Source organism: Pseudomonas marincola (assembly GCF_900682675.2).
GTDB lineage: Bacteria > Pseudomonadota > Gammaproteobacteria > Pseudomonadales > Pseudomonadaceae > Aquipseudomonas > Aquipseudomonas marincola.
The window spans coordinates 4,730,188-4,742,766 of the sequence record NZ_LR215729.2 but is presented as its reverse complement, the minus strand read 5'-3'; the positions used below and the strand labels follow the sequence as shown (position 1 = coordinate 4,742,766).

The following is a 12,579-nucleotide window of genomic DNA, read 5'->3' as shown; positions in this document are numbered from 1 at the left end:
ACTCTGGCATTGATCAGCAACCGCGAAGACGCAGTCAGAACGCGGTGATCCACAAAGTGGAGGGCACAATAGTTGAGGCGCAGACTCCGAAAAGTCTGCGCCTCAATCGTTTCAGGTGTGCACCAAGCGTCCGTGCTTTCAGGTTATTGATCCGGGCTTTTCGCAGGCTGTGGATAAGTCACTTGTCGGCTGGAGGTGTTTGCATAACTGATAAGCCAGTGCACCGGGGTGTTATTGAAACTATAGTTAGTTGAAATGATTGAAAAAATTATGTTGTAAAGTTTGTTTTATATAGCCAATAAGAATTACATGTTTTATCTACAGGGCTATATTTTCATGCTTTGTTGCTGTCAGTGATTGTTTATTTATATCTGTAGTTATTGAAATCGCTGTTCTTATTATAATTAGTTACAAGTCGTAGTTGAGATTCTGGTCAGTGTTTTCTGCCTGGCGAGGACTATTCGAAATGACAACTACATGATTCTAGGGAATCACTATGCGCGATGCTGATCCATCCTGCCGTCGTCTTCTGGTGATTGATCCGTGCGAGGCGTGCAGGAGCCTGATGCCTGGCTTGCGCTCGGCAGGTTGGCAAGTTGAGTGCGCCGTACTCGATCAAGCAGAAAGCCGTGACTGCGATGTGGGCCTCATCCCCATCGGGCCAGATACCCTGCGCGACCGTGAACATTTAAAGCAATTGCTCGGAAGCAGTTCGGCCGAATGGATAGCCGTACTCAGCCCTGAAGTGGTTTCTATGCCGGAAGTTGCCGACTTTGTTGGCGAGTGGTGCTTCGATTACCACACGCTGCCATTCGATGTGTCGAGGTTTCATGTCACCTTGGGCCGTGCATATGGAATGGTACGTTTGCGCGCCCGTAAAAGCTGCAAGCTGCAGGATGACAACGATGAGTTGCTAGGTGAAAGCTCCAGTGTCGATGACCTGCGCAAGCTGATCAGCAAGCTGGCGCCCACGCAGTCTCCGGTGTTGATCCGTGGCGAAAGTGGCACCGGCAAGGAGTTGGTAGCGCGTACGCTGCACCGGCAATCCAGCCGTGCCGATAAACCGTTTATAGCGATTAACTGCGGGGCCATTCCCGAGCACCTGATTCAGTCCGAGTTGTTTGGTCACGAGAAGGGCGCGTTCACCGGGGCGCACCAGCGCAAGATCGGGCGCATAGAGGCGGCTGATAACGGCACGCTGTTCCTCGATGAAATTGGCGATCTGCCGTTGGAGATGCAAGCCAACTTGCTGCGGTTTCTGCAAGAAATGCAGATCGAGCGTGTGGGCAGCACCCATCCGATCAAGGTTGATGTACGGGTGCTTGCGGCTACTCACATTGACCTGGAGCTGGCGGTGCGCGGAGGAAGCTTCCGCGAAGACCTGTATTACCGCCTGAACGTCTTGCAGGTGCATACCGCGCCGTTACGAGATCGGTTGTCTGACGTGCAGTTTCTTGCCAGCCACTTCGTCAATCTCTACAGCCAGGAAATCGGACGTAAGCCCAAGCGCTTTAGTGAAGATGCCCTACGTGCAATGGTTGCCTATGCATGGCCAGGCAATGTGCGCGAGTTGGCCAATCGGGTCAGGCGCGGTTTGGTGCTCGCCGAAGGCCGGCAAATAGAACGTGTCGACCTGGGGCTGGATAAGGTTGAGTTGATCGACGTAAACCTAAATACCCTGGAGCACTACAAGATGCAGGCGGAGTGTCGTGCCTTGCAGCACGCCATGGCGGTATACCCGGAGAACATGACACTCGCTGCACGCGGCCTGGGCATCTCACGCCCGACGTTTTATCGTTTGCTGCACAAACATCAGATCCGCTGAGTTGTGGATAAAAAAACGCCCGGCATGCCGGGCGTTTTTGCATTGGACGTTCAGAAGTAGTAAGGAAATTTCACGCTGAAGGTGAAATCGGGTGAGTCGGGCGTCAGGCCGACAGACAGGTTCGGCACAATGCTCAGGTTCTGATCGACTGCAAAGGTCATCCCAATGTTGTAATAAGCGGCGTTGGCATCGCTGCTCGGCACTGTGTTCCAACTCTGGCCGTCCTGTTTGATCTTGCTTTTCTGCGAGATAAGTTGCGAGTAAGACATCGCCAGGCTCATGCGCTCGTTAAGGGCAAAAGCAATGCCCAGGCCGTATTGAAACCAGTTACCCAACTGAACTTTGCCGGGAATGGTTACGCCTTGCTGAGCGCTGATATCGTCGAACGATTCCTCAAAGTTATAGGTGTATGAGAGGTTGCCGAACAGCACGGCCGGGTCGACTGTCTTGACCAGGGAAATCCCCGGGCTGACCGACCAGACTCCGTTACCACTGGGTAATTCTTCTGGCACGGTGAGGTTGTCATTGCCCGGTACTGGCCGCAACTTGATGCCGTAAGGCTCGTTACCGGTCGGCGCTTTAACCCGCAAGCTGGCAACAGCGTCGGGCAGGGTGTCGGTTTCGGTGATGAATTTGTAGGCAACCCCGAAACTCACATCGCCCAAGTCCGGGTCACGCGTAACCGTTTCTTCGGTAATTGCATTCGAAGCGCCACCCGCGCCGGCGGACTCGAACGTCGAGTCGCGGTAAACCACCGGAACGTTGACATCGAACTGCCAGCGGTCACGCCAGTTATAGCGCCCGGTAACATCGAGGGTGAAGGTGTCGGCATTAATCTGGTCGACGCCAATGTTGCCAAGAAAGATGGTGTCCAGCGCCAGGAAGCCATTCAAGAACAGTTGTCGGGTGTCGTAATGGCTGTAGGTCAGGCCTGTTTCCACGCTGAACGAGCCGTTACCAAAGAAGCCGCTGGCTTCGTTGTAAAGGTTCTCGACGCTGCGCGCAGGCGCGCCGTCATCCTGTAGGTCTGCGCCGTATCCGGCACCTTCTTGTTTGGCAACTGTTGTCGTACCACTTGGTGGCGTCACCGGCGCCACAATTGGGCGTCTGTTGGGTGTTACGGGTTGTCCTTCAACTTGCTTCAAACGCTGCTCAAGCACCATCAGTGCATTTTGTTGGGCTGCATAGTTTTGTCGTAATTGTTCTAATTCTTGTTTGAGTGCATTAACTTCGGCATCAGTTGCAGCCATCACAACCGATGCTGGAAAAATAGTCGCAGCACATAAAACCAAGCGCAACGAAAAGTGCTTTTGCATTGTTACGGCTTCCCTTTCGTTATTAGGTAAATCCAGCCTAGTTCATAATCAGAGACCTGTCGGACGTAAGGCGTTTAGTTGGTTCCAATTACAATCCAGGCCACCGGCCGCAGCCGAGTTTTCGCGCAACATGACACTTAAAGCCGCTATATTTTCCACGCGATTACCGGAACTTGAGATATCTGTTCTTTGCATCACACCCCCGGCGCCCAGTTGCTGCAGGCTCACACCGTGGTCTTTGGCATTAATGGCGAGTTGCAGGCCGCCATTGGTTGGCGAAACGCTGACCATGCCGGCTTCGCTGCTGGTCGATGAGGCTGTGAGGAGGGGTTGGCCACTCATCGCGGGTGCTGTGTTGCCATGCGCAACCTCAATGTCTACGCCGTTATAGCTGCTGTTGTAGTCGCCTGCAGAGCGGGTGCTTTGCACAACTCCCTGCACCGCGTTCAGCCCATTGCCTCCAGCTATCTGGCCATTGCCTGAGTTGCTGGCCAAGGTATTTTCACTGCTGTTGCCGGACTGGCTGTAGGTTTGCACGTTGAAAACTGGCTTGGGCATGTTCTGTTGAATCTGCATGCTCACATTGGCGCCCAATACTTGGCCGCTGGCGTTTTGCCAAGAGCTGCTCATGGTGATGCCGAAGTTGATTATTCTGCCCGGTAATACGTAACGACCACGCAGTTGTGAGAGTTCCTGGTCGCTGAGCTCAACTGGGACAAACGGGTTGGCCGCATAAATGGGTAAGCTGGCAGCTAAGCAGGCTGCTGCCAGGCAGATTTGAAATTTCATATTGTGCTCCTTGGCATTGCCTTACATGCCATTAGAAGAAGTCACTCTGAATGAATCCGAATTCCATCAACTCGGCGTCATTAACTGGTTTGAAACGATCCAGTTGATGCTTGGCGGTGAGTGGAACCGGCGGGTCCAGCAAAGCGTTGGTCTTGTCATATCCGGCGCCGATTACGGCAAAGACGATGCCATTCCAGCCGCTCTCGAAATCTTCAAGCGTATAACGCTTGTGGCCTAAAACCGGGTCGCCGATATAGACCCAGTTGCCCTCGGTTTTCTGCAGAACAACAAAGTGCTTGTAGCCGCGTACATCGAGGAGAACGACTACCGGGACTTTGATCTTTTCCAATTCCTTGGCCGGGATCCGGTAGCCGCGTGCGCGCATACCGATACCTTCCACATACCGCTTCATGTCCAGCATCGAGAAGCCCTGGCTTTGCACCAGATCGTGGTCAGCATTGACCAGCATTCCCTGGATGACCATGTCCTCGTCTATATCGAAACGGTAGGCCTGATACAGCACTGTGGCGAGTGAGGCGGCGCCACAACTGAAATCGGTCTTCTGCTCGATCAGATTGCTGAACTTGCGCTCGCGAATACTTTCAACGGACTTGTACACAAGGCCGCCACCCTGCATGGCAGGTATGCCTACTTGGGCTGAAAAGGCCGCAGGACAGGTAAGCAGCAGAACGCTGAGCAGTAAACCGCGCATGAGTCAGTCCTTTGATTGGGAGAAGGGCTCCAGCCGAAGCCGGAGCCCTGTTTCACCGGGTGCTAAAAGGAGAGTCTTTCACCTCCTCCATTACCTCTCGGTATTGAAGGAGCTGTTACTCCCCCCCGGTTGGGCACGAGGTGCAGCCCGCTGCTATAGCCAGCGAGTTGCTCTGCTGGTTACCGGAGCCTGCAGCAATGTTCACACCGACGTTACCGGATACACGGTTGAGCGAGCCGGACAGGTCAGCAGTATTGACCACCGGTGCTTTGAACCCTGCAACAACCGGGATCGAGCCGGTTACAGAGCCACCAAGGGTGATGTCGCCAGCCTCGTCGAAGAGGAACGCGCCTTCACCATTAGGGCCTGCCTGAGCACCCTGAGCGTCGCTGTCGACGTCAACGTGGCCGGTGTTGTTGCCGCCGGTATGGCTTTGGCCCGACCAGGTATCCAGATACACATCGCCAACCTGATCGGAAATACCAGTGTAGGAACCTTCGCCTTCAAGGGTCAGGTTAACTTTGGCCTTGCCGTAATCGAGCGTGGCGTAGTTGTTGGTGGTATTGCCTTTGATGCTTTGAGTCGCACTGCTGCTAGCAGTAGAGAAAGCACCGGCAGACACAGCGGCAGCCATGTCGTTCTTCTGTTGGTTGTAAGTACCCGCCGCTACGTTGGCACCGACATTACCACTCGCACCGTTAAGCGAACCTGTGAGCGAGGCAGCGCTTGGGTTTGAGTAGTTTTTGACGCTGTTGTTTTTGAGGTTCTGGGTCACGTTGGTAGACGCTTCAGCGGTACCAAAGATGAATTGTGCATCCGCACTGGCCAGAGCCGCAGCGTTGGCTTGCTGGTTATTGGTACCGGCAACGACGTTGACTCCAACGTTACCTGATGCCGATTGGCCTACATCGTCAACAGTGGCGGTGTTTTCAGTGCCTTCGTTGTTTACCTTGTTGTTTTGGATCAGTTGGCTGTCTTCCACGGTTGCCGAGGCACCTGTTTCAGGAAACCAGGATTTTTTATTTTCGGCATAAGCGGACGTGGCGGCCATGGCGGTTGCCAATGCAATAGCGATCGGCGTCATTACTACCATTTTGGTTTTCATGGTGTATCTCCTTGCCTTGCTGTGTTGGACTTACTGTTGGGTGTTACTGCAGGGTCATTCCACAACCCTGATGCTGAGGGAGTTGGCCATTCGGTTACCTACCCCGGCACTCTGGTTCAGCTGCACCACGCCACGACTGCCTCCAAATGCGCTGTCGTCAGTAACGACGCGCCTCTCCCCTGTGGCTGATTCACCTGCTCCTGAGATTCCTGAAACAGCGATGCTTTGGGCCAGAACCGAGTCGTCGATGCTCTCGACGCCGGTGCCCACACTGATACTCATCGCGTTGACTTGTTGAGTTGCCGCGCCAGCAGACTGGTTGACCCCAAGGGCACCATTACCGTTGCTGAAGGCAGAGCCTTGAATAGCGGCGCTGGTGTTCATGACTGAATCCAGGCCGTCTATTTGAATATCTTGTTTTTGCACAATGGCGGCATTGGCGCCTGAACCGACAGCCAGTGCCCGGGCATTGCTCTGCTGCTGCATATCCCCGGCGGCCTGATTGACCGACAGCGCGCCGCTGTAGGAGCTGCCGCTGTTGGCAATGGTTGAGTTATGGGTCGGTGCTGTGTCTGCCAATGCCAACGCAGGCACGCAAAGCAGCACGATGAGCGGCCAATGTTTCATTTTATTGGCCTCCACCCAGCATATTCAGCGGCGCAAGCCCGCGTTGAATCGTACCGTTGATGGTATTGCTCAAACCCGCACCGGCACCGCCCGCATGGCCGACATCATTGCCGCCAGTATTTTGCGTGCTAGTGGGCGTGGTGCCGAATGTGCTGAGGCCCGTCAGGTTGCCGCCGGGCATGATGGTCGACTTGATGCTGGAGCCACTGGTAACACCGGCGAAGTCGCTGTCACTCAGCTCAGCGCTGACCCGATTGCCGCTGGCAGATCCATTGAGCAGGTTGTTGACGTCACGCGAGATGTTGGTGTTGACCACAGTAGGATTCGGGTCAGGCATGTCGGTAGGATGAGTGGCAACGCGAGGCTGTACTTCCCGGTTGAGTACGATGATGCCATCTGCAGCAATAGCTGGCGTTGCGATGCAAATCGCCGCCGCCACACTGATAAGCCCTAGCAAGCTCGTTCTTCTAATAATTTCCATGACATGCGTTCCTTGTTCTTCCCTACAAAACCGCACAAATCGCAAAATGGATGTCACTGCTCTCTCGTGTTAATGCGCGGTGGTACTCGCAGAACTCATGCCGGAAATGGTTTTATACGGTTAATCAGGTACTTATAAATTTTCGCCTAAGTTCAAAACTTTTTACTGTTGCGCTGGTGATACACATTCAGCGCATTCATTGTGTTGACCCCCCGTTTTCATTGACCGAACGGACAACACAGACGGCTGTATCACCTATGAAACACCGGCCTGAATATCATTCCCGGCTAGCGTATATGCGGGGTATAGAGCGCTGGCTTGTTTCATTTTTGAAACAGCTTCGAGAAATCTCGATTCAGCAATAGCGCTTTGCCATTATTGCGAGGCTGGTTGCGAAGCCTCTAGCACGGCGGTTTTAGCGATTCTGCTAAAACTTCTGGCAAATAATTTGATTGGTGTTGTAACGCAGCGATTAGTGCAGGCTCTAATTTCCTGCCAGAGTCATGAGCAGTTCTGCTCGACTGGTTTTAACAACAATTTGAGGATGAACTTATGTCGACTAAAACAAACGTTGCTGCTACTGGTGCTGCTATCGCTTTCGCTGCTGCCACAATGTTTGCCACCATGGCGAGCACGGTTGTAGTGGCTGAAGAATCTCCAGTCCATTGCTTCGGCGTAAACTCCTGCAAAGGCCAGAACGACTGCAAAACAGCTAACAACGCTTGTAAGGGCCAAGGCATTTGCAAGGGTCAGGGCTTCAAAGCGATGTCACTGGCTGAGTGCAATGCCGCTAAAGGTACTGTTGGCGAGTAATGCACAAACGCAGCGGTTCTTCACAAGAGCCGCTGCGGCTTTTATCTGATTGTTTCAGGCGCCTCTGAAAAGGCAGTCAAACCAAAGCGCTGGCTCGATGTTTTTTCAGAGGTTCCTTGAGGAGTGCCAATGCCGGCTGCATCTCAATTTCTGGGCTTCGGCCTGGGTTTGCGTACCAACTACTATCAGGAAATTCTTGAACAGCGCCCTGCGGTCGACTGGTTCGAGATCATTTCCGAAAACTACATGGTCGAGGGCGGTAAGCCACTCTATTACCTCGATGCCATCGGCGAGCACTATCCGCTGGTGATGCATGGCGTTTCGCTGTCTATCGGCGGCCCGCATGATCTCGACAACGATTACCTGAAACGCCTGAAAGCGCTTGCTGAGCGGGTCAAACCGCAATGGATCAGCGATCACTTGTGCTGGAGTCGTGGCAGTGCCCATCACCTGCATGATCTGCTTCCGCTGCCGTTCACCGAAGAAAGCCTGAGCCATGTGGCGAGTCGCGTGCGCCAGGTCCAGGATGTTATCGAGCGGCCGCTGGTGCTGGAAAACGCTTCAACTTATATCCGCAGTGCGGGCGACAAATTCACCGAGTGGGAATTTCTCTCAGCGCTCAGCGCCGAGAGCGGCTGTGAGTTGCTGCTGGATGTCAATAACGTCTATGTCAGCGCGCGCAACCATGGCTTTGATCCGTGGGAATTCATCAGCAGTTTACCGGCCGACAAGATCCGCCAAATGCATTTGGCCGGGCATACCGATTACGGCACATACCTGATCGATACTCACGATCACCCTGTGTGTGATCCGGTGTGGGAGCTTTATGAGCGCACGGCCCGTCACTTTGGCCCCGTTGCAACGATGATCGAACGCGACGATCACTTTCCGCCGTTTGCGGAGTTGATGGACGAGCTGGAAAAAGCCCGCAGCATTGCCGCCCGCGCCTTTGCCAAGGAGCCTGCATGCGTCTGATCGAATGGCAGAATGAAATCGAGAACTACCTGCTCAACGCCGACTCGGTGCCCAATGCCGCGCTGCGCGACACGCTGATTGGCGGCCCGACACTGGATGTCGATCTGGGGCTGGCGATTTATCACAACGCCTATCGCGCGCGCTTGCAGGAAGTGCTGCGCGGTGATTTTGAGGCTGTGCATCAATGGTTGGGCGACGAAGAGTTTGCGGCCCTGGCTCAGGCGTATATCGATGCCCATCCGCCCAAGCACTTCAGCTTGCGCTGGCTTGGCGCTGACTTTGCCGACTTTATCGATGCACACCTGATACCTGAACAAGCGCAACCCTTGAGCGAGTTGGCGCGGCTTGAGTGGGCGTTCACTCTGGCGTTCGATGCGCCGGATGCGCAGGCCTTGCTGTTCGAGCAGGTCGCGGCATTGCCGGCAGAAGACTGGCCGAACTTGCAGGTGCGTTTGTTGCCCAGTGTGCAGTGGCAAACATTTACCTTTAACACGCTGGATATCTGGCGAGCGCTGAAGAATCAGGGTGAATTTCCAGGCAGTGTAAAACTTGAGCAGCCCAGTGTATGTCTGGTTTGGCGGCAGGAACTGGTCACCCGCTATCGCAGTTTAGGTGAGGCCGAGACTGGGGCGTTGCAGGCCATGGCTGTGCAAGGCACGAACTTCTCGGGTTTATGCGCAGCGTTGACTGAGCTGGGTGATAACGCGCCGGTTCAAGCCGTTACCTGGTTGCGCCAGTGGCTCAGCGACGGCATTTTGCAGGCGCATTAAGTCTGGCTATCGCGCTCATTAGCTGAATATTTTCGTGAGTGGGCTATCCTTTTTTTCAGGTGTTGTTGACTGAGAATTGGAGGCCCTAATGCTCGCGCATCTTCCGCAATCATTCGATAATCTCAACCTGCCGCTACGCCTGCGCTTGTGGGACGGCAAACAGTACGATCTTGGCCCCAGCCCCCGTGTGACGCTGGTGGTGAAAGACCCGACGCTGATTGCCCAGCTCTCACACCCGGGCCTTGATACGTTAGGCGGTGCCTATGTTGAGGGGCGCATCGACCTCGAAGGCTCAATGCGCGATGTGATCGAGGTGGGAGACGCCCTGAGTCAGGCCGTTTTGGGCGATGACGTGTCAGCCGAGCCTGAGCATCAAGCTCATGACAAGGAAGTGGACGCGGCGGCAATCAGTTATCACTACGACCTTTCCAACGACTTCTATGCCCTTTGGCTCGATCCGGACATGGTCTATTCCTGCGCCTATTTTCCTCAAGGCGATGAGACGCTGGCGCAGGCTCAACAAGCCAAGCTTCGTCATATCTGCCGCAAATTGCGCCTGCAGCCAGGCGATAAATTACTCGATGTCGGCTGCGGCTGGGGCGGGCTTTCGCGGTTTGCGGCGCGTGAATTCGGCGCGCAGGTGCTTGGCATCACGTTGAGCAAAGAGCAGCTGCAACTGGCGCGGCAACGGGTTAAGGACGACGGCCTTGAAGGGCAGGTAAACCTCGAATTCATGGATTACCGCGACCTGCCGCAGCAGGGCCAGTTCGACAAGATTGTCAGCGTCGGCATGTTCGAGCATGTCGGTTTGGCCAATCTGCCGCTGTATTGCAGTTGCCTGTACGGCGCATTGAAGCCGGGCGGGCTGATACTCAACCACGGTATTACCTCCAAATTCACCGACGGCCGCCCGGTTGGCCGGGGCGCTGGCGACTTTATTGGCCAGTATGTTTTTCCGCACGGTGAATTGCCGCATGTCGCAACCATGACCAGCCTGCTCAGCGAAACCGGATTGGAAGTGGTCGATATCGAGAGCCTGCGCCTGCATTACGCCCGCACGCTGGCCATGTGGAGCGAGCGTCTGGAGCGCCAACTCGACCGCGCCAGCAAGCTGGTGCCGGATCAGGCGCTGCGAATCTGGCGGCTTTATCTGGCAGGCTGCTCGTATGGCTTTGCGCATAACTGGGTCAACATTCACCAGATTCTAGCTACCCGACCGTATCCCGATGGCGGGCATGATTTGCCTTGGAGCCGGGTCGATATTTACCGCTGATCGCAAGGCCCGCGAATGACCTGACCGCGTGAGGGCAGGCGATCACCCTGCACAATTCAGCGCATTGCCTTACCATGCCTGAATTGCCGAGTGATGAGTTGCACATGCCTGCCTTGTTTGTCCGTTATCGGGTGTTCTGGATTGTTCTGCTGATCGTCATCGGCTTGCTGTTGAGCATGCTGGTGGCCGGGCGTTATGCACAGAATCAGGCTTGGAAGGACCGCAGCGTTGAAGCGCGGGATCAACTGCAGTTATATGCCCAGTCGGTACACGCGTTGGTTGAGCGGTTTCGTTCGGTCCCAGAGCTATTGGCGCTCGACAGCGACATTAAAACCCTGCTGCATGCGCCCAAAGATCGCCTGCTCCGCGAAAAACTCAATCAGCGCCTCGAACGGCTCAACCTGGCCGCCGGTTCTAACGTCTTGTATCTGCTGGATATGCGCGGGCAAGCGCTGGTGGCGAGCAACTGGCGGGACTGGAGCAGTTTTGTCGGCAATAATTACGCCTTCAGGCCGTATTTTCAGGATGCGCTCAAGCAGTCTGCCGGACGTTTTTTTGCCGTTGGCGTGACCACCGGAATTCCCGGTTATTTCCTTTCGCATGCGGTGCACGATGACGATGGCAGCGTGATCGGCGTACTGGTGGTCAAGCTTGAGTTCGAGCAATTGCAGCGTGAGTGGGCAGGGCAGAGCGGCGTGTTGTTGGTGGCTGACGGCTATTCAGTGGTGATTCTGAGTAACCGCCCGGCCTGGCGTTTCCGTTCGCTGCAGCCGCTGAGTGACAGCGTTCGCAACGAGTTGGTGGAGGTGCGCAAGTATGCCGAACAGGCACTCAAACCCTTGCCCAGTACCTTGCGCCAGCAGATTGATAACGACGCTCAGCGGCGCACAGTAGATGGCCCGGATGGTCAGCGTGACTACCTGTGGCAGAGCTTGTTGATGCCCGAAGAAGGCTGGACGCTGCACTATCTGGTCGAACCTTCGAGTTTTGACGAGAGCATTCGCAGTTATCGGCTGGCCGCCGCCGGCGTGTGGATGACCTTGGTATTTTTGCTGCTGTATCTGGTTCAGCGGCGCAAGAATCAGCGTTTACAGATCGGCATTCGCGAACGCCTGGAGCGCGAAGTGGAGCTGCGCACCGCCGAACTGCATGAAGCGCAGGAAGGCCTGGTACATGCTGCCAAAATGGCCGCGCTGGGACAGATGTCGGCGGCAATGGCCCACGAAATCAACCAGCCACTCACTGCCATGCAGATGCAATTGGGCAGCCTGCGCCTGTTGCTCGATAGCGGTCGCCAGGCAGATGTGCATGAAGGGCTGCAACGTATTGATGGGCTGTTGCAGCGCATGGCCGGGCTTACCGGACACCTGAAAACTTTTGCGCGCAAGAGCCCGTCGGGGCTTAAAGAGCGCCTGCGCCTGGATGATGTGCTGGAGCAGGCCCTGCAATTACTCGCCCCACGCATGCGCAGTGAAAATGTGCAGCTCAGACGCGAGACAGACGACAACGTAATGGTCATGGGCGATGCCATTCGTCTTGAACAGGTGTTGCTCAATCTGCTGCATAACGCCCTTGATGCGCTTACGGATCAAGCGCATCCGCAGCTGTGGATAACTATTGCGCAGGAGGGCGAACACGCTGTTTTGCGGGTTGAGGACAATGCCGGCGGGATTAGCACTGATCAACTCGCGCAGGTTTTCGAGCCCTTCTTCACCACCAAGCCAGTGGGCCAGGGGCTGGGTCTCGGTCTGGCGGTTTCCTACGGAATCGTGCGTGAAATGGGCGGTACGCTGGAGGCGGCAAATGGCGCGGCGGGCGCTGTGTTCACCCTCAAACTGGCAGCCGTCTCCTGAGTTGACTGTGACTGATTGCGCCGTGCAGATGATTTTCGCA

General features: G+C 55.2%; 12 protein-coding genes. 6 read left to right on the top strand and 6 right to left on the bottom strand.

What is annotated here, in order from left to right; all coding sequences use genetic code 11:
* The first annotated feature begins 496 nt into the window (after window positions 1-496).
* Entirely contained in the window at window positions 497-1,825 is a 1,329-nt protein-coding gene (locus PMYSY11_RS21705) for a sigma-54 dependent transcriptional regulator (protein WP_150547965.1), read from the top strand.
* Window positions 1,826-1,875: 50 nt separating this feature from the next.
* On the opposite strand, the gene PMYSY11_RS21700 is transcribed toward PMYSY11_RS21705, so the two are convergent.
* The 6 genes from PMYSY11_RS21700 to PMYSY11_RS21675 form a co-directional block, all read right to left on the bottom strand.
* A complete protein-coding gene (locus PMYSY11_RS21700; protein WP_150547964.1) occupies window positions 1,876-3,141 on the bottom strand; it encodes a transporter in 1,266 nt (421 codons plus the stop codon).
* A gap of 48 nt (window positions 3,142-3,189) precedes the next feature.
* Window positions 3,190-3,930 carry a hypothetical protein gene (locus PMYSY11_RS21695; RefSeq protein ID WP_150547963.1) on the bottom strand — a complete coding sequence of 247 codons (741 nt, stop codon included), beginning with the start codon at window positions 3,928-3,930 and terminating at the stop codon, window positions 3,190-3,192.
* Between the two features lie 31 nt (window positions 3,931-3,961).
* A complete protein-coding gene (locus PMYSY11_RS21690) occupies window positions 3,962-4,642 on the bottom strand; it encodes a C39 family peptidase (RefSeq protein ID WP_069900018.1) in 681 nt (226 codons plus the stop codon).
* A 115-nt stretch (window positions 4,643-4,757) separates the two neighbouring features.
* The gene (locus tag PMYSY11_RS21685) at window positions 4,758-5,747 is read right to left on the bottom strand and encodes a hypothetical protein (protein WP_150547962.1); all 990 of its coding nucleotides are present in this window, start codon (window positions 5,745-5,747) and stop codon (window positions 4,758-4,760) included.
* Window positions 5,748-5,801: 54 nt separating this feature from the next.
* On the bottom strand, window positions 5,802-6,374 hold the full coding sequence (locus PMYSY11_RS21680) for an adhesin (protein WP_090512479.1): 573 nt from the start codon (window positions 6,372-6,374) through the stop codon (window positions 5,802-5,804).
* Window position 6,375: 1 nt separating this feature from the next.
* The gene (locus PMYSY11_RS21675) at window positions 6,376-6,855 is read right to left on the bottom strand and encodes a hypothetical protein (RefSeq protein WP_090512478.1); all 480 of its coding nucleotides are present in this window, start codon (window positions 6,853-6,855) and stop codon (window positions 6,376-6,378) included.
* A 552-nt stretch (window positions 6,856-7,407) separates the two neighbouring features.
* Between PMYSY11_RS21675 and bufA2 the strand changes: the two genes are divergently transcribed.
* The 5 genes from bufA2 to PMYSY11_RS21650 all read left to right on the top strand — a co-directional run bounded on the left by bufA2 (window position 7,408) and on the right by PMYSY11_RS21650 (window position 12,539).
* Window positions 7,408-7,668, top strand: coding sequence for a BufA2 family periplasmic bufferin-type metallophore (bufA2, locus tag PMYSY11_RS21670; RefSeq protein ID WP_069900014.1), 261 nt, complete (start codon window positions 7,408-7,410; stop codon window positions 7,666-7,668).
* A 129-nt stretch (window positions 7,669-7,797) separates the two neighbouring features.
* Window positions 7,798-8,643, top strand: a complete 846-nt coding sequence (gene bufB / locus PMYSY11_RS21665) for an MNIO family bufferin maturase (protein WP_150547961.1) — start codon at window positions 7,798-7,800, stop codon at window positions 8,641-8,643.
* On the top strand, window positions 8,634-9,413 hold the full coding sequence (locus PMYSY11_RS21660; RefSeq protein ID WP_150547960.1) for an HvfC/BufC N-terminal domain-containing protein: 780 nt from the start codon (window positions 8,634-8,636) through the stop codon (window positions 9,411-9,413). The genes bufB and PMYSY11_RS21660 overlap by 10 nt, the downstream gene beginning before the upstream one ends.
* 88 nt (window positions 9,414-9,501) lie before the next feature.
* Window positions 9,502-10,686 (top strand): C17 cyclopropane fatty acid synthase CfaB, encoded by a 1,185-nt coding sequence (gene cfaB, locus PMYSY11_RS21655; RefSeq protein ID WP_150547959.1) that lies wholly within the window; start codon window positions 9,502-9,504, stop codon window positions 10,684-10,686.
* A gap of 104 nt (window positions 10,687-10,790) precedes the next feature.
* Complete coding sequence (locus PMYSY11_RS21650) at window positions 10,791-12,539, top strand: sensor histidine kinase (RefSeq protein WP_150547958.1); 1,749 nt, start codon at window positions 10,791-10,793, stop codon at window positions 12,537-12,539.
* Window positions 12,540-12,579 lie beyond the last annotated feature (40 nt).

Excerpts from the sequence above, each read along its gene's own strand:
- bufB (WP_150547961.1), top strand. The coding sequence starts at position 7,798 with ATGCCGGCTGCATCTCAATTTCTGGGCTTCGGCCTGGGTTTGCGTACC.
- PMYSY11_RS21650 (WP_150547958.1), top strand. The coding sequence starts at position 10,791 with ATGCCTGCCTTGTTTGTCCGTTATCGGGTGTTCTGGATTGTTCTGCTG.
- PMYSY11_RS21700 (WP_150547964.1), bottom strand. The coding sequence starts at position 3,141 with ATGCAAAAGCACTTTTCGTTGCGCTTGGTTTTATGTGCTGCGACTATT.
- PMYSY11_RS21675 (WP_090512478.1), bottom strand. The coding sequence starts at position 6,855 with ATGGAAATTATTAGAAGAACGAGCTTGCTAGGGCTTATCAGTGTGGCG.
- bufA2 (WP_069900014.1), top strand. The coding sequence starts at position 7,408 with ATGTCGACTAAAACAAACGTTGCTGCTACTGGTGCTGCTATCGCTTTC.
- PMYSY11_RS21705 (WP_150547965.1), top strand. The coding sequence starts at position 497 with ATGCGCGATGCTGATCCATCCTGCCGTCGTCTTCTGGTGATTGATCCG.
- cfaB (WP_150547959.1), top strand. The coding sequence starts at position 9,502 with ATGCTCGCGCATCTTCCGCAATCATTCGATAATCTCAACCTGCCGCTA.
- PMYSY11_RS21695 (WP_150547963.1), bottom strand. The coding sequence starts at position 3,930 with ATGAAATTTCAAATCTGCCTGGCAGCAGCCTGCTTAGCTGCCAGCTTA.
- PMYSY11_RS21660 (WP_150547960.1), top strand. The coding sequence starts at position 8,634 with ATGCGTCTGATCGAATGGCAGAATGAAATCGAGAACTACCTGCTCAAC.
- PMYSY11_RS21685 (WP_150547962.1), bottom strand. The coding sequence starts at position 5,747 with ATGAAAACCAAAATGGTAGTAATGACGCCGATCGCTATTGCATTGGCA.
- PMYSY11_RS21690 (WP_069900018.1), bottom strand. The coding sequence starts at position 4,642 with ATGCGCGGTTTACTGCTCAGCGTTCTGCTGCTTACCTGTCCTGCGGCC.
- PMYSY11_RS21680 (WP_090512479.1), bottom strand. The coding sequence starts at position 6,374 with ATGAAACATTGGCCGCTCATCGTGCTGCTTTGCGTGCCTGCGTTGGCA.